Here is an 18932-nt window from a genome sequence, read left to right on the forward strand (position 1 = left end):
ACACAAGGAAAACCTATGAATTTATTCAATAATTAGTAATATATACATCTTCTGAAAGATCACTGATAAATATAATTATAATGGGATAATTTACTAGATCTATCTTAAAAAGGGTGATTGATGTATATAACCCACTCAAGGCTTTAAGATGGATTACTGAGAGAAAAGGAATTATTTTATTTAGTTTAAAATGAACTTCAACAAGCCGGCAATAAAGCAGGTAAAGTGGTTTTCGAGATTTTCACTATGGTACCCAAAACTTTTCTGGTACAACTGTTGTAAGAGTTAACGCACTTTTAGGGGTAAAAGAAAGTTTATAGAAGATTTAATCATTCTTTTTATTTAGGGAAATACAGGAAATAATACATGATGAATTTACTGTAATGATCGCTAGCTAACGTGTGTTTAGGAGGGATTAATCATTCTATTTGACCTATTACGGATTTCTACCCCCATAAAAGTATGGTAAGATCGGAGTTAACTATAGATATATAGGAAAATTTAGGAGGAATGAAATGAAACGGAATCCATTTGTATATTACTTAGACCAATATAACGTTCTATCTCCTAATCACTCTAAAATATATGATGAATATACGATAGAATCTAATGGTACTAATACATATGCTTTCTCAATTGAAACTAAAATTGAAGAAAATCTAATTAATATTCTTGAAAACAATCCTCGAAATATCATTCTAACTGGTAATGCGGGAGATGGAAAAACTAGACTGTGTCGAATAATTCATGATTATTTTAATCGAGAAACGTTAGTTACTTGGCCTGAAGACGGCATAGTAGAATTTCCCTATAAAAATGGAAAGATACGAATCGTTAAAGACCTTTCAGAATTAAAAGACGAAATAATTGAAGAAGAACTCTCAAATTTGCAACGCTTAATGGCCTCAGATGAAAATGTGTACTATTTAATTGCTGCTAATGAAGGAAAGCTTTCGAAATTTTTATCTCAATATAGTCATTTGACTAGTTTACGAGAAGAAGTTTCCAAGAGATTTAAGTCACATAAGAATAACAAGGGGCAGTTAAGTATTCTTAATCTTCTTGATGTAACTTCATCTGTATATGTAGATAAAGTCTTGACTGAATGGAACAAAGAGGACAAGTGGGAAGAATGTAAATCTTGTCCAATGAAAAACAGATGCATAATAAATATGAACCACGAAAGATCATCTAACGGACATATTCAAAAGAAAATCGTAGAGCAATATAAGTTACTTGATTATTTAGATACACACATTACTATGAGGGAAATGCTGATTCATATCAGTTATATCATAACCGGTGGATACACTTGCGACGATGTGTTTAACGCTGATTATAAGGAATTAGAGAAACAAACTAAGAAGCCTTACTATCAGAATATCTATGGTCATGGTCTGGATGAAAATGCGTTTTCAGAAATGAAAGCATTGAGAATATTTAAATCGTTAGATCCAGGCGTGTATTCACATTCAAGCATCGATGATTTCATTATTAACGGTGATATTAACGGAGATACACAAACAGAGGAAGCCCACAACGCATTAATAAATGACTCACTTGATTTACAGCTAGGTTATTTCAAGAAAAAGTTACTCTTGTACCGTGATTACGATGTAGATAAAAATCATAAAATCATTGATGACTGGATTCCTCAGCTTAGAAGGAAGTACTTCTATGAAATAACGCTTCAAGAAGACGAAAATACGAATCATTTATTACCATTTGAGTATTTAAATGATTACATTTCGTTATTTAATAATGAAAGAAATCAAAGTTTAATTAAAAAAGAATTAATCAATGGATTGAATAGAATTTTCTCAGGGAGACTTACAGAAACCTCGAAAAATCTTTTAGCTACAAATAGAAACCTAATGATTCATGACGAATTCAAACCTAATAGAGAAATACGAATTGAACAAGAAGAAAGTAGAAGTGATTTAGATAGAGTGCCTTCCAACTTTTCATTAGTAGTATCAGATGAAGTGGAATTAAAGATCAATTTAGCTGTGTTTGAGTACCTAATGAGAGCTTGTGGTGGAGGAACTCATAATGTACTTCAACAAGAAGCGGAAATACTAATAGAGACTTTTAAAAATGAACTGATCCGTATTAGTGATTACGACAAGTTTGAATTGAATATCTTAAGGTACGATAACCAAAAGGGACTATTTGTTGAAGATGAAATAACACTATTGTAAGGGAGGTTTATCTATGGCGGCAAACAAAGCGAGTGTTGAAGAGTTTTCAACACAACTGTCCGCTCAAATATGGGGACATAGGTTTAAAGACGGTCAAAAAGGACCCGAATATGTAATGGAGTTTCTAAATGTGTTAAAAGGGACAGATTACGATTTCTCTGCGAAAAATTACTATAGAGTAAGGTCGACTGGTTTAAGACAATTTATCTTTGAAGGAGATAAAGAAGGGGCAAAATCAGGAGTTGTAAATCTATCAAATGAACAGAAAGAATCTCTTTATAATCTAGTAGAAAACAAAGATGAACTTCATGTTATAAGAGATTTTTTCAGGAATTTAGAGATTCCTTTGATGGATGGTACAGGAAAGTCAGCTAACCGATCATGGTATGCGAAAACATTATACCCACTTCATGAATCATTATTGTTTTTTGAAATAAGAACACTAAACAAGAATAACGAGAAATCGTATAGCTATGAACGTAACTTTTTTGCGCGAGGGGGAGAGCTTTATTTTCTGATGCTCTCTTACGGAACAGAAAATAATCCGGAATTAAGAGATAATATACAAACTAGGTTAAAAGAGTTACTCGGGAAAAATAAAGCAATAGAAAATATTGTGAGTAAGATTTCTTCAAACCTTAGTGAAATAAGGGAAGAAAGAAAAGATTATTATCCTTTGGTGAAATCAGGAGATACAAAAGAATATCCATATTTACCGGTTACAAATGACCCTCTCTATGAAGAATTTGCTCAAGAATTCGATCGACTAATTAATATGAACATCGATATTTATGAACTGTTTGAATTGATGACTAGCTTAATAACATTTCAACTTGGTAGATACATGCTTAGACGTGCGATTGTCCATGAGGGGGATAATGTGACTTTCTTCTTTGACTGTTTAGACGCACAAGTTGGGCCAATTCAAAAGTTGTCAGCTAGATCTTTTAGTGAAAACGAGTTGTTAATCAAAAACAAGTTCGAACATTTCTTTGAACAAACTTTTAAAGAGAAAATGTACTCAGAAGAATATGTAACAAGTAATTTGCCTGATTGGAAAGAAAATCCAGAAGAACTCATAAATATATTAGGATTAACTCGTTTATCTAAAGTAAGGAAAAACAAAATTACTAAAGTAATAAGTAAGTGTTCTTCATACGATGAAGTCATGACAAGGTTATTTACAGTTGTAAAAGAAATTGTATCTGATCAATTAAAAAGACATCAGTTAAGCATCGTAAGAGGACTTGCTAGAGATGGTGGTTTTGGAGGCTTTCGAAGAGGAAGTAAATATAGATACTTTATGTCTGACGCTTTTCTTCAAACAATAGTTTTCGCAAATCTAGATCCAGGTACACAGATGGAGTACAATGTTTTCCTTGAGTTACTTTATGATAAGTACGGTTTTATCATTGGGGAAGTTCAGGCAAAGGAAAATGGTATATATGAAGACTCCAAACTTAATGTGAGTTATTTTCAGGCGAATGAATATTCTCTTAGAGAAAAATTAAGACATAACGGAATATTGATTGAATACTCAGATGCGACGGCTATGATTAGAAATCCATATGAACCAGCTAGGCAGGTGGTAGAATGACTTCATATAATGAAATATTAGGTAAATGGATATCTAATATACTATTAGATCATTTTAAAAATGAAAAACAAGGCAATACAGATAAGCTATTCATAAAGGTGAATGGTTTAACTGGTGAGAATGTTAAAGCAGTCCTTAAGGAACTGAAAGAACAATCTCCTAATCTTGAAGAGTATTATACTCCAAAAATAAGGACGATTAAGCCAGAAGAAGGCTTTGATGAATTTAAATTAAGACCGATTGAAACGAGTACATGGTTGCGTAACTATACTTTCCCTGGAAATGCATTAGTCATTATAATTAATGAGTTAACACCTGAAGCTCAAAGTTTAGAAAATCTATTCTCGATCGACGAGGCCTATCTATTATCTGATGTTGGTTTGCAGAGTTTATATTCTTTACTTTCTAATGAATATAATCTTGCTGCTGAAGAAATAGAAAGCATTAAAGAATTCTTCAATATGTATAACACTTTAACGGAACCACAGTTAAGGTTTATATTACATTTCCTTAATAACATACTTAATCAAGAATCTCCTTCTATTGTAGAGAAGATTCAAACAAACTTACCTGAGTTAAATCTCTTTAAAGATACAAGCTTAATCTTAGGAAAGAAGGGCTTGAAACGGTTAAAGTCTAATTTCTTATTAGCAAACTTACAAAAAAACAACGGTGATTTAGACACTGAAAAACTTCAAAATAATCTATATACATTTATAGAAGCTGAAGAAAAAAACAACTTTACTAATGAAGTGTGGGAAGAAATAAATCCTACTGACTTTGAAATAGAAGTTATAGAATTTCTTAACCACAAGAATCAAAAGCTCTTAAAATACGAATTTAATCTTATTGAATCTGTATTCAATTTTAGAGTAACAACTAAGCTCCCTGAAAAAATAAGAGAAGCTTTACTTGCTGATGTTGAGCCTTCAAAAGAAAAACTCGATGCAATTGAAGAAGGTATCAATGAAATAGAAAAAAACCAAAATCCTGACGCGATGCAAGAGTTTGTGGAAGAGTATGAAGGAGAACTAGCTAGTACATCGGGTCTAGTAAAAACACTCAATAGAAGGATTGAAAAGCTTCGACACCCTAAAGACTATCGTGATTTAATTAGTGCTCTTTATTATGAATCTTTTACAATGTTAGAAGATAATATGAATGTAGTAACACCGAATACTTATCTGTCGTTAAACATTCGAACTACAAAGGTTACTTCGCGCCTAAAGAACATTCTAGATATCTATTTAAAGAATTTTACTAATGTCGTTTCGTTGATCAAATTCAATAATAAAAACATAGAGGCACTATCCGTTGATGAGTCTGCAGGAGATGAAGGTGTAGCTTTTAAGTTATCTCTAGTAAAGGATGGAGAAGAGATAGCACAAGAAACTTTTAAGGTTAATGGCTTTAGTGATCTTAAGCTTTTGTCTATGACAGATGCTATTCTTGAAGACCACATACCTCATATTAAGAACTATCAAGAAGAAGAGGTAGAAATTGTAGATGTAAAACAATTGGTATTAAACCGAATACAAGGATACTTAGCAATGAATGATCAAGGAGTAAAAGAGCATTATGATCGCTTTTCTGACTTCCTTGAAAGATATTCGAGTTCACTTAAAAGTATTGTTAAGCAAGGGGTATTCAGTCTTGATATAAATGAATTCAATAAAGAGTTAATGCATTTATTATCAGGAGTGAATTCCTCAGTTGTAATAGCAGGGGATATATATCGTTTTATTAATAACATTGGTTCTATAGATGATTTAGATGTTAATAAAGGGCAATCTGGTTATAGTAACGAAAGATTGATCACTATCTTTAATCCTATTCGCTTAGTAAGTTATGTTCTTAGATATAATTCATTAAATGATCAGTTGGAAAAATGGATTGAGATGGCTTCAGAGGAAAAGCTTGAAGTAACTAACGTTGAAGATTATTTAGAATACGTTAAAGAAAATACAATGCAGTTGGCTCCTCGATATTTCTCTAGCGATGGAGACGATTCATTCTTAATAGAAGTGAATGAAATATTAGGAGAAGGTCAATTTATATTAAATTCTAAACGATCTGAAAATATGGATTACCTCTCTCATGAATTATCAGATGAGCTCGTTAGAAGTGTGAAAAGCTACTTTGAGGTTTATCCGTATGCTAAAGACGGACTAGATATTTTATTTTTGTATTGCCAGAGTGCTGATATTATTACGAAATCAATCGATATGTTATTCAGTAAGAATAAGCAATTACAAAAATTAAAGATAACAGTTCATTCAACTCAAGCAGCAACTGTTCATCAACGAATTAATCAATGGATCAAACAAAAAGAAGAATATACTAAGCCGAATAAGTTTGGTAAATTTCCAACAGTTGAGGTTAAAGTAATACCAGGTAACAGCATTAATGAAATATCCACTCAAATAAACAATCATATGATTGATGCTGACTTGGTAGTATTAGCTGATTATTTCGGTCAAAGTAATCAGATTAAATACGAGTTCGACAAAATAGATGTGAAACAAACTGAAGATTGGTTTGGTGTGGTATACAAAGAGCCTTTACTTGAAACTGAACAGATGAAAAGAATTTCTTATGTGAGTGAAGACCTACCTGATACCTTAAAGTATTTCTACCAATTACAGTACATCTACCAGAAAAAAGAGATGTTAGAAGATGATGAGCTTTATGTATTGAAGAACAAAGTTTCTCTATCAAACTTTACGGATAGCGAATTAATAGACTATATGCACGAAAATTTCAATTGGATATTATTTATGGATCGTTATCTTGATAAATCGTTATTAGAGAAAGCTTCTTCTAAAGCACAGATCATACAGTATAAATCAAAAGCTGGGGCAAATAAAAACTTTAAGCTAATTGTTTCATCCTCAGAATATATTAAGAAATTAAATTCTGATAAGCATGATTATGAATATTACGATCGGTTGAAAAAGAAATTATCGCTCATACTGAAAAACGATAATATAACAAAAGATAAAATTAAAGATACAGTTAAAAATGTGAAATCTATTTCAGGTGCATTAGTTCTTAAAGCGATTGGACCTGGGAAATATTCTCATGAACTAGTTGCAACTTATCTGAGTCATCAGTTTAGATCTTCTAAGAGTGATGCGTTGCAAGTTTGGTCAGTATGCGATGAGCTCCCTTGGTTTAGTAAGAATAAAAGAAGACCAGATCTCGTATTAACAACCATTTACGAAGAAGATGGAAAGCTGAATTTAAATTTCGAACTGTTAGAATTGAAATTCGTTAATCAATCTATCTTTGAAAGAGAAAGATATGATGCAATAAAGCAAATTACGGCAGGAAAGAATCTTTACCAGAATTTATTTGATTTCAATCAACAGAAAGTTGACGCAGAATTCTGGAGAGACGAATTGGTACATTACTTTATTGAACGAGAAGCTTATCCACCACAAGAAGCTCATTTATTAAAGAAGCTTCAAAATGCTTCAATCGATCAAATAAACGTAAATATCCAAACTTCAATAGATGCTTATTGTTATACGTCTAATCTCTATAATAACGAGTTTGAAAAAGTAGAAGACGATGTCTATCTAGATAACATCGAAGGTGAATATAAAAACTACATTTTCAATAGAGCATATATACTAAAAGCGTTAGGTGTAGAATCTATCAACGAACCGGATTACACAGAGCTCGAAGATAGTACATCTTCGTTTTCTGATACGATTAAAGACACGGACAACAATGATAGGGAAAATAGAAATGGGTCAGATAGTCATGAAGACGATAATGAAGGTGCAAAAGATTCAGGTGAGGGCCAAGATGTAGGTCAAGGTCTTGGTTCTAATACCGGTGAATCAAGTGGTGTAAGCGATGGAGGTAATGGTGATGATTTTACTGAAGGGGTAACAGAGGTTAGTCCAGTAGAACCAACAGAACCAGAAGAACCGGTAACTCCATTAAATCCTAATACTGAAATATATCCTGAAGTCATAGCACTGACCGATCTACCTAAGAAAGAAGTAGATACTTCTACTGACCACTCGGAATTAAAGAAAAAATACGTTTCTACCCTTGAGTCTCACTTTAATAGGAATAACTTAAATGTTAGGGTGAACAAAGTTATTGTCGGCTCAAGTGTTATAAGATTAACGTTAAGTTTACCTTCTTCCCTCAATATTGATAAGGTATTGAAAAGGAGAAAGGATATCCAAATCTGGTTAGGTCTAGATCAAGAGCCTCATATGTTTATTGATAAAAATGGATTGAATATTGATATCGTTAGAGAAGAACCCGATACTATTTTCTTTGAAGAGTTCATGAAGATAGCTAGGGAGCAGGTTGGTCATAAGGTTAATAAGTCTAACCTAATCGCTCCTATGGGGTTTGATCCTCTAAACGATGTCATAAGTATTGATCTTTCTGATCCTTCAACGCCTCACTTACTAACAGGAGGTACAACAGGAAGTGGAAAGAGTGTGACATTGAATTCTATTATTCTAGGGACCATGTGTTTTTATGATCCGTCTCAATTGCAATTTTTATTTATTGATCCAAAACAGGTTGAGTTCTCTATCTATGAAGATTTACCACATACAAGAAGTGTTGTAACGGATATCGATACGGCAGTTACGACACTCAATCTTATGGTTGATGAGATGGAGAGAAGGTATAACCTCTTCAAACAAGAGCTTGCAAGTAATTTGGATGAATATATCGAAATAACAAATGAGAAGATTCCTAGGATTGTTATTGTCTTCGATGAATTTGCAGACTTCATGAGTCAAGAAAAAGAAATTGCTAATGAGGTAGAAAATGCGATTCTAAGATTAGGTCAAAAGGCTAGAGCTGCAGGCCTTCATTTAATCATTTGTACTCAGAATCCTAAATCAGATATTATCAACACAAATATAAGAAACAACCTGGGCGCAAGGCTTGCCCTTAGAGCAACAGATTCAACAGCTTCTTCTGTAATATTAGGAGAGTCAGGGGCAGAGTATCTTGGAGGAAAAGGAGACTTTTTGGCTAAAACAGCTAGTCAAAAGGTAATCCGAGGTAAAAGTCCATTCCTCACTCCCGATGTGAAGAGAGCTATCTTAAAGCACTTTAAATCAAAAGTGATTGAATATGATGCATCTAGATAACAATCTAGATGCTTTATATTCTTCACAATTACTGCTGGAGAACATTCTCCAGTTAAAATAACAAGGCAATTGGAAGGCTGATACTAATGGGTTATGGTCAACATCAAAGCTTTTATCTTAGAGACCGTTGGCTTAGCAAGGCGATAAAGCCTTTAAAAGACGATGATAGGTTCTTTTATGATAAATTTGCATTTGAGAAGATAGGATTAGGAAAAAACATGGTACAATCTCTTAAGTTTTGGTTAGTGGCTACAGGGGTTGTAAAAGAAGAGTTTAGTGAAAACAGGAAAAAAGTTCATAAATTAACTCCATTAGGAGAACTGATAAATAAATACGATAAATTTGTTCAATTTAATGACACAGCTTCAATTCTTCACTATATGCTGTCTAAAGAGAAAGAGCCAAGCACGATGTGGTATTGGTTCTTTAACGAATGTAATGAGACTATGACTACTAAAGATAATTTGCTAAACCTTTTCTCTAATTGGGTGGATATTCATGAAGAGAAAAACATATCAGAGAAGTCATTAAAGAGAGATGTAGATTGTTTAGTAAGGTTATACACAGCAGGACAGAATACAGATGATCCGGAAGAGGTCATTCAAAGTCCTTTAAATAAGTTAGAATTACTAGCAGATAAAAAAGGCTATGTATATAAAAAGCAGCCTCGTAAAGAAAACATAGGAATGGCTACGCTAATGTATGTTTTATTGGACTATAGAGATAGGAAAGAGATAGATTCAATTTCAGTCTCTGAAATTACTAATGAGAATGGATTATGGGGTAAGGTTTTCAACATGAGTAGAAGTGAAATTATAGATGCGTTAAGTGAACTTGCGAATCATCCGAAGTTTCCATTGAGGTTTGTTCGTACTAATAATCTTGATACTATCCATTTACCTGATATTCAGTCGTTAGAGTTTCTTGAATTTGAATATAAGCGTAAGTTGGAGGCTTTAGTATGACACTAACTTCAAAGAATAATTTTAAATCTAGTGTAAATATAAAATTCGATATAGGTAAAGACGAAATAATCAATAGATATCTGCCTACACCTTCACATGCCGAGTCATTATTAGGCTTGCTCACTGGATTTAATAATTCCATGAACAAACATTCTCATATCATCATTGGACCTTATGGTACAGGTAAATCGATGTTAGGAACTATTGTGGGAGGTATTGTATCTGACACTATTGATGAAGATACATTTCTATTTCTACAGAACAAGTTTAAGAATGTAGATGATCAGATCTTCAACGAGCTTACAGAAGTTAATAAAGGTGATAAGAAGTACTTACCAGTTATTCTTAACGGAAATGAAGGTGGTTTTCGCCAAGCTATCATTTCGGCGATTATGAGAACCATAAAAGATAATGATTTAGAAATAGTAGTTCCAGGTATTGTGAGTAAGATATTTGAAACAATCGAACTTTGGGAAAAAGAATTTCCCAAAACGTATCGAGCTTTCAAGAAGCTTCTAAAGGAAGATAATAAAGAAATAGAAGTGTGGAAGGTTAACATCCTTAATCAAGATAAGAAGGAAATCGCTTGGTTCAAGGAGATTTTTCCTATTTTGACTTCTGGTGCTCAATTTGTCGTTGAGTATAATGAGGATTTCATAGAACAAGTTAGACATGTTCTTATAGAACTGGATAAATTGGATATGGGATTATTCATTGTTTACGATGAATTCGGTAGGTTTCTACAGAGCTTGAATATGAATGAGATTCATCGAACTATGCAGGATCTCCAGGATATTGCAGAGCTATCGGACGATTTCTCTGGCTCATTAAACTTATTGTTTATCACTCATAAGAACTTAAGACAATATTTCTTAAGGTTTTCAGATGAATACCAAAATGAATTTCAAAGAATTGAAAAAAGGTTTAGAACTTACCATATTAATAGTGATGAGAATACATTTGTGCGTATTGCTGAGAAAGTATTAGAAGATTTTCGTAACTCTTCTATAAATACTGAACGACTAGACTACATGAAGACGATGCTACGTAAATACCCAATGTTCAAGAACTTGAATCAAGTGGAAGTTGAAGAGCTTGTACTAAAGGGTAATTACCCGATGCATCCAGTAACTTTATACCTATTACCATTACTATCTAATATCTTTGCTCAGAATGAACGTACGTTATTTACCTTCTTAGAAAGCTCTGAAAACGGTGGGTTATTGCAGCATATTAACTTGTCTAATGACTTTTATTTACCACATCAATTATTTGACTACTTCTTTAATTCACTAGAGGTAAATGAGTTTTCAGAAGAGTTCTCACCAGTCATCAAGTTATACAAACGATTGCTAGCTAAACTTCCTCAATTGAATGATGATGCTGTTAACGTATTGAAGTTAATAACACTTTGGAAATTAGCTGGATTACAATCTAAATTCAAATTAACGACTGAGTTCTTATCCTTTGCCTTAGATATAAGTGAAGAGGAGATCACTACCACTCTAGATTTGTTAAGCAGTGCGAAAGGGATCAGGTATAATCGAATCCTAGGATACTGGGAATTACATGAAGGTAGTTCGCTCGACTTGGATAAACTTATTGAAGAAAAAATTGAAGTATCATCTAATAATAGAAAACAAAATGTGAACATTCTTGAAAAGCATTTAACAAAGAGATTTTATTTAGCAAATACCTATAACGATGATAAAAGCATGACGAGATTTGCATCAGTTAACTTCGTACTTAGTGGTGAGGTTATAACCGGTGATTTTAACAGCACACGAGTTAGAAGAGATAAAAACTCTGATGCATTAGTAAATTATATATTGCTCGAAGACACAGAGCATTATGAAGAAGTCTATAAAATAATAAAGAACTCAAATGACTGCCATTCTTTCTTCTGTTTGATGGACACAACATACGATAGTATAGATCATTCATTGAAAGCATATAAAGTGATAAAAGGTCTTCAAGATGATGAAGAATTCTTAAAACAAGATTCGAACATCTTAGAAGAACTCAAGGTAAAAGAAGAAGATGTTTCGTTTGAAATAAGTAGGTTCTTAAATCAATTCCTAACCTTCCATGATTCTCTTAAGTGGTTCAATCAAAATCAAGAGATTATTATTTCTAATGAAATCGTTCTTGAGAAAAAGCTTTCAGATTTAATGTATAAGATATATCCTCATACTCCAGAAGTAAGAAATGATTCATTCAACAGAAGAAAAATTAATAGTGTGCAATTAAAGGCAGGATATAAAGTTATTGATCACGTCATCAATGACTATGATAAGCCTCTGATAGGAATAGAGGGGAATGGTCCTGACTATTTAATATTCGCTACTATTATTAAGAACAATGGAATAAATGTAAGCAATTTAGAGAATATCAATTCTGTAATAATGGATGAAATTAGACAGAAGTTACTCTCGTTTGTTCAAGAGAACCCTGTTGGGAAATTAAGAGATATTGTTAAGATTCTAGAAGATGCTCCTTATGGAATCAGAAAACCAGTCATTCCAATACTTTTAATTACATTATTGAGAGACAAATGGGATAATTTAATGTTCTTTAGAAATGATATGTTCGTCTCAGGCATCGATGGTCAAGCCTTTTTCACTATGATTGATGATGCAGAGGAATACGAGTATCACTTCTATCATTTCGATGATAAGTACTCTGAATTCTTTGACCAAGTAGAATCTCTGTTTGGGCAGTATGTCAGCGATCAAGTTAGAAATAAGCCTAGACCTATACAGTTAAGTAGTGCATTGCTAGGCTGGTTGAGAAGCCTTCCACGTTATACTCAGACTTCTAATGAGATGAATGAAAGTACTTTATACTTCAAAGATAAAGTTAGGCAGAGTGAGATAAACCCACAACAATTTATCGAAGAACTCTACCAAAGTTATTCGAATAATATCGAAGGTCTCAGAGTTCAAAAACGTAATTTAGAAGGGTTCTTAACAAAACAAAAAGAAACTATCCTTATTGAGATATTCGTAAAGCTCGATATGGAAGACATCGCAAAGCTTAAAGTATGGGCATCAAATCAGCCAAGTATAGCGCAAAAAAATAATATACTTGTCAAAAACTTGCTAAAAGCAGATTACGAGACATTCGTGGAAGATCTTGGTTACAATATAGTTGGAGTCCCTATTGAACAATGGTCTGATACTACGTTCAATATGTTCTTCGAGCACATTAATAAGGAACTAAAGAGCCTCTACCAAAAGGACGATACAGGAGACTATATTACGCTTGGTGTGAATGGAAAAGAAATTGCTATTAACAAGAAAGAACTATCTACTAAATCTAAAACAATTTATAAAAATGTGCACAGAATGATAAAAAATGGCGGAAGAACCGTTCCAAAAGAAGAGATAGAGTATTTACTCTATACTCTAATAGAAGAGTTTGTTGATTGAGGGTGAGATAATGGAAAGAAAACCTGTCCATGTAGCTATGTTTAGTGGAGGAGCAGCAAGTGCTTACGTAGCATACAAAATGGTACAAACACATGGAAAAGAAAATTGCGTGTTGTTCTTTACAAACACACTTTGGGAAGACGAAGATAACTACCGATTCATGGATGAAATAGCTGAATACATTGGAATCGATATAACAGAGAGAGTCGATGGCAGAACTCCAGAAGAAGTATTCTATGATGTTAGATTCCTTGGTAATTCTCGAATGGCAAAGTGTTCAGAAGAATTGAAGGTTAGGCAGACTATTTTATTCTTAGAAGAACTCAGAGACGAAGAGAATCTAGAGCCTATCCTCTACTTTGGTATTGGCCCACATGAAAAGCATCGAGCAGATAACTTAAGAGATTTTTATGAGCACAATCCTATCGAACCGATCGAAACAAGGTTCCCTATGATTGAAACTTTTCAGGATGATGTCGATGTTAAAGGAATCATTGAAAACGAATGGGGTATCAAGCTTCCACGAATGTATGAGTTAGGTTTCTCTCATGCTAACTGTGCTGGGCGTTGCGTAAGAGGTGGGTTTCAACACTACGCTCAACTATACAAAATCTGGCCAGATCGATATGCGGAGCAAGAGCAAATGGAAGAGGATTTCAGAGAACACTTTGAGAAGAACGTTTCTATCTTAAAGAAAGATGGAAAGCCGTATACTTTAAAAGAATATCGATTGCAAATGGATGAAGAAGGATTAGAGAAATTCTTGAAGAAGCAAGATGATACTGTCCCTTGTGTTTGTTCGTTTTCTTAAACAGTTTAGTAGCGACTATATTTTATATAGTCGCTATATTTATAATTAATTTAATCTAGGAATGAATTAATAATACCAAATGAGATGATTAGAATAATTACCGAGGATGGTTTATATGAAGAGGATAAGAACCTGGGACAATAATGGAGAATCTGTTAAATTAATTGGCAGGAAAAAGGTGGATTGGTCAATATTTGATTTTGGTTCAGCTATACCTCAAGGGTTTCATGGCGAATTTGAAAGAGCTAACCAAAACATTTCTGTTAATCGTGGTGAAAAGCAAGATGTTTTATTGTTAATAGATAAAAATGAGTATTCTGCAACATTAAGAAATATTAATAAGAGAGATTATAACTCTAATTCACTACAACTACGCTATGATAATAACAAAGAGTTGAAAAAACTATTAAAAAATGCTTTTAGTTATTCCTATAATATACTTGCTGAAATGAGAAAACGTGATAAAACACAATTAGCTCATGTCCCTGATGCCGATGCGGAATATATAGAATTTTATCAAACAGATGAGCCTTTTAAATATGAATTGACACTAATTAGAAACTATAGTTATACATATTGGTGGGTTAACCAAGGTCAGTCTCACCGCTCAGAGAAGGAAGGTGAATTCCTTTGGGCACCTAAACAAAGTAAACAAGGTAGACCACTTAAGCATCATGTTGATTTGTTAGAAGCTAAGGTTGAGGATCCTGTGTTTACTTATTCATCAGGAGAAGTAAAGAATGTTGCCATAGTTCGCGAGCCTACAATAGAGCAGGTTCAACCTGAATCAATTTCTAATGGCATGTGGGAGAAAGAAGGGTATTATACTTCAGTAGATTATTATGACTTATCGCCTCCCATTTCCAAGGCAGAAGTCCCTGAGGAATGGAGGTTGGAAGAGGATGGACCCTTCGATCGTAATGGAAACGTAAAGCAAGGGTACTTTTTTAATATAACAGAGGATTTTGCTACTAATTTATTTAATAAATTCAAGGAACGTTTTCCTAAAGAAGTTTATCCCTATTTCGAAGATACAGGAGAAAATATAGGTATGATTCAATTAACCGACCAAGAACTCATCACCCACATCGACTCATTCATATCCAATAAAGGTTTCTTTTACGAAAAAGAAGAAGTAGAAAACTTCTTCCTATCCCTAAAAACAAAACCATTCGTCATCCTATCTGGAATCTCTGGAACGGGCAAAACAAAAATCGTTCAATGGTTCGCGGAAAGCGTAGGAGCAACCGAAGATAATGGCCAATTCACGTTAATACCGGTACGTCCCGACTGGAGCGACGGATCAGATCTATTAGGCTATGTTGATATTAAGGGTGAATTCCAAGAAGGACCTTTAACCCGTGTAATCAGAGAGGCATCTGAAAATAGAGACAAACCTTACTTTGTATTGCTAGATGAAATGAATCTCGCTCGAGTCGAGTACTATTTCAGTGATATTCTTAGCGTAATGGAAAGCAGGCGTTGGGAGAATGGGGAACTTGTAACATCCTCTGTGCTACCTGAAGAAACGTTAGGAGAGCATTTAAGCATTCCTGAAAATTTGTTTGTTGTAGGTACGGTGAATATGGATGAGACGACACATCCTTTTAGTAAGAAAGTATTGGATCGGGCGAATACGATTGAGTTTAATCGAGTGAATTTAAATAACTTCTCATTCTTAGAAACGGTAGAAGAGATTGAGCAGCTTAAAGTTCAAACTAAATTGCTGAGTGGAGAGTATTTACATTTGAAAGATGCTTATGAAGTCAATCAAGACATTGTTCATAAAGCGACGAACCTACTTGTCAACATTAACAGCATTCTAGAGCGAATTGGGGCACACGTTGGTTATCGAGTACGAGATGAGGTTTGTTTCTACTGCATTTATAATGAGCAAGGAGGCTTAATGTCGTTCGAAAACGCATTTGATTATCAAGTGCTTCAGAAGATCCTACCACGTCTAGCAGGTAGTGATGCGAGAGTCCTTCATGTTTTAGAAGATCTTTATACGTTACTTTCAGGTAAACGCGTTTCTGATGACCAACTTGATCACCTGTTGGTTGGATCAGAAAAGCCTAGTTATCCAAAGTCAGAACAAAAGCTTCTTGAAATGATAAGGAGGTTCCGTGACGATGGCTTTACTTCCTTCTGGACTTAATCGTGAAGAAGTTGAGCTTGTTGTCATTGAAACAGACGACCTTACTCTTTATTTGAAAGGTAAACCTTACCATGAGCGATATGAAACGCTCATGCAGTATCACAAGCGCTCTTATTATCAAGATGAAAAGATGGAGCTAGAGGTAACGGCAGAAAACCTTCAGTCTGTTCAAGTGTTTGATGTTCAGCGCGGTGAGTTAGTTGAGAAGGATGAGCATGCACCGATATTTTTTGAAAACGTCGTTTATCAACTCGTTGCTTTTTCGAAGCATGGAAAGCCTCTTCGTTTTCATCATGAACACCCAGCGTTGAGGCGAGCGGTTAGTATGGTGCAGGCTGGTAGAGATCCGATTCTAATGGGGAACCTCCAGTTTAAAAATGAAGTAGGTTATTCCACATTTGAGATTTATGATGGCGATAATAAGTTAGTAGAAGTCATGATTGAAGTCTTCCCCTCAAAGCTAAATTATAAGGAAGATTATACAAAATTACTAAAAGAAGTGAACGATGAGGTCTATAACCTTGCTTATCATTTTGTGAAAAAGACGTATGTAGGTGCAGTGACAAAGGTAGAGGAAAAGCCTACGTTAGCTGAATTTTATCGCCTAATTCAATCGCATTTTCAAGATTTTCTTCATGCGCTTAAACGGATTGAAACTCAGCCTCATCATGAATTGAAGACGATTCATGAGCACGTTCGAGGGGATCGGCTGCGACGAGTTGATTCTAGAGGTAGAAGCTACTTGCGAAAAAGACCTCATCTCCTGCAGGAAGTTCCTAATGGAATTGAGATTGGTAGGAAGTCGTATATGCCTACGAAAGGGATAGGCACTAAGAAGGTTCTATCGTATGACACTCATGAAAACCGTTTTGTGAAATGGATGATGAATCGTCTACTAAACAAGTTAGACGATTTACGGAAGAAAGTTGCTGACCCAGGTTGGAGAAATGTTGAGATTGATGAGGAGTTATTAGGACAAGTCGATGCTATGAAAAGGGAGTTAGAGAGAAAGCTCCGCACCCTTTTTTGGAGAGAGATCGGAGAGCTAGATCGGTCGGTTATGAGTTTAGTCATGCAAATGGCACCTAGTTATCGCGATTCATATAAAATCTTCTTAATCTTATCTCGGGGATTAGCGCTTGAAGGTAAGTTCTATCAAATGTCTGTAAAAGATGTTGCGCTACTTTATGAATACTGGACCTTCTTGAAGCTTGGGCAGATATTGAGTAAGAAGTACATACCAGTTAAACAAGATATTATTAAAGTAAATCGTGATGGTTTATTTGTAAATCTAGTGAAAGATAAGTCAGCAAGTAGAGAATTCAAGCATCCGTTAACGAACGAGAAGATCATTCTAGAGTTTCAAATGAAAGACGGCAAATTGCCAACCGTAACGCAAATGCCAGATACGGTTCTTAAGATTGAGAAGAAGGGTAAGAATCACAAGTACCATTACATTTTTGATGCGAAATATAGAATAGACTTTGCGGTGAATGGAAGCTACTATGAGCGGAATTATAAGTCGCCAGGCCCACTAGAAGACGATATTAACACAATGCACCGTTATCGTGATGCGCTTGTCGTGCAAGAAGAGGGGCCGTATGAACGGTATGCATTCGGTGCATATGTCTTGTTCCCATGGTTTGATGAGGAGATCTATGTAGAGCACGATTTTTATAAGAGTATCAATAAAGTAAACATTGGTGGATTGCCATTCTTGCCTCAATCTACGCAATTGGTCGAGCAATTTATTGAAAATCTCATAGAGAAAAGTCCTGAAGAAATTCAGCAAGAGGGAATTCTACCGCGTGGCTCATTAGAAGAATGGCATTCTTCTCTAGACGAGAAAGTATTAGTTGGCATGGTGCCTAGGGAGAAAAATTATAATGCTCATATCCAGCATCGGTTTTATCATGTTCCTGTTAAGCAACTTAAAAAAGGGTGGCAAGAAGCAAAGTATGTTGCGCTCTATCCAAAAAAAGGTGCAGCTAAAGAGAATGGTGTCACCTGTTATGGGAGGATCGTGAACGTAAGCTTTTTGAAACGATCTGAGATTAGAGAACTTCCTAAAACTAGTTCAGAAGAATATGTTCGGTTTGAAGTAGATGCATGGAACATGCTAGATAAAGTGATACGCCCAGTTGGGTATGGAATCTCTGTTTATACGCTTACTTCGCTCAATACATTAGAAAATGCAAGAGAACTTCCAGAGTTATTTATGAAAACAAAGGAAGAAGTAACGCTTTGGAGGATGTTGCGGAGGTTCTCAAATAAAGTTTCAACAGAGTTAGACAGTACTCATTTGGATCGTGCTAGTGGGATTACTAGTTATCGGATGAAAGATGTAAGGCTCCGCATGGATAGAGGTAATGAGTTGGTAGTTATTGAACATCGAAATGGAACAAATCATATTGAATTGAAGTGGCTGACTCAGAACCCAGCTCATGTTTTTAAGGAAATAACAAAATTGTTAGAAACATAATTAATACTGTAGAAGTGGTTCGGAGGAGTTTATCTTTTAATGATAAGCTCCTTTTTTGGTCGAATAATAGATTGCGTGATTAAGTGTGTTTTGAAATAATTGGTAGAATGGTAGAATAATATTGTATTAGACAACCCAAATATTAAGAAGAA

The 18932-nt window shown here is 34.4% G+C and carries 8 protein-coding genes; all 8 read left to right on the forward strand.

Going from position 1 to position 18932, the window contains the following annotated elements; all coding sequences use genetic code 11:
- Positions 1 to 515 precede the first annotated feature (515 nt).
- Positions 516 to 2201 carry a hypothetical protein gene (locus ACXAHI_RS14730; RefSeq protein WP_474849072.1) on the forward strand — a complete coding sequence of 562 codons (1686 nt, stop codon included), beginning with the start codon at positions 516 to 518 and terminating at the stop codon, positions 2199 to 2201.
- Positions 2202 to 2214: 13 nt separating this feature from the next.
- Positions 2215 to 3798, forward strand: coding sequence for a hypothetical protein (locus ACXAHI_RS14735; protein ID WP_474849074.1), 1584 nt, complete (start codon positions 2215 to 2217; stop codon positions 3796 to 3798).
- Positions 3795 to 8933 carry an FtsK/SpoIIIE domain-containing protein gene (locus tag ACXAHI_RS14740; RefSeq protein WP_474849077.1) on the forward strand — a complete coding sequence of 1713 codons (5139 nt, stop codon included), beginning with the start codon at positions 3795 to 3797 and terminating at the stop codon, positions 8931 to 8933. The genes ACXAHI_RS14735 and ACXAHI_RS14740 overlap by 4 nt, the downstream gene beginning before the upstream one ends.
- Positions 8934 to 9019: 86 nt before the next feature.
- Positions 9020 to 9898 carry a DUF4007 family protein gene (locus tag ACXAHI_RS14745; protein WP_474849079.1) on the forward strand — a complete coding sequence of 293 codons (879 nt, stop codon included), beginning with the start codon at positions 9020 to 9022 and terminating at the stop codon, positions 9896 to 9898.
- A complete protein-coding gene (locus ACXAHI_RS14750) occupies positions 9895 to 13329 on the forward strand; it encodes a hypothetical protein (protein ID WP_474849081.1) in 3435 nt (1144 codons plus the stop codon). Before ACXAHI_RS14745 ends, ACXAHI_RS14750 begins: the two co-directional genes overlap by 4 nt.
- A 10-nt stretch (positions 13330 to 13339) precedes the next feature.
- Positions 13340 to 14140, forward strand: a complete 801-nt coding sequence (locus ACXAHI_RS14755) for a hypothetical protein (RefSeq protein ID WP_474849083.1) — start codon at positions 13340 to 13342, stop codon at positions 14138 to 14140.
- Between the two features lie 115 nt (positions 14141 to 14255).
- The gene (locus ACXAHI_RS14760; RefSeq protein ID WP_474849085.1) at positions 14256 to 16298 is read left to right on the forward strand and encodes an McrB family protein; all 2043 of its coding nucleotides are present in this window, start codon (positions 14256 to 14258) and stop codon (positions 16296 to 16298) included.
- Complete coding sequence (locus ACXAHI_RS14765) at positions 16273 to 18780, forward strand: DUF2357 domain-containing protein (RefSeq protein WP_474849087.1); 2508 nt, start codon at positions 16273 to 16275, stop codon at positions 18778 to 18780. The genes ACXAHI_RS14760 and ACXAHI_RS14765 overlap by 26 nt, the downstream gene beginning before the upstream one ends.
- Positions 18781 to 18932 lie beyond the last annotated feature (152 nt).

Source organism: Anaerobacillus sp. ABD4_527, assembly GCF_056160805.1.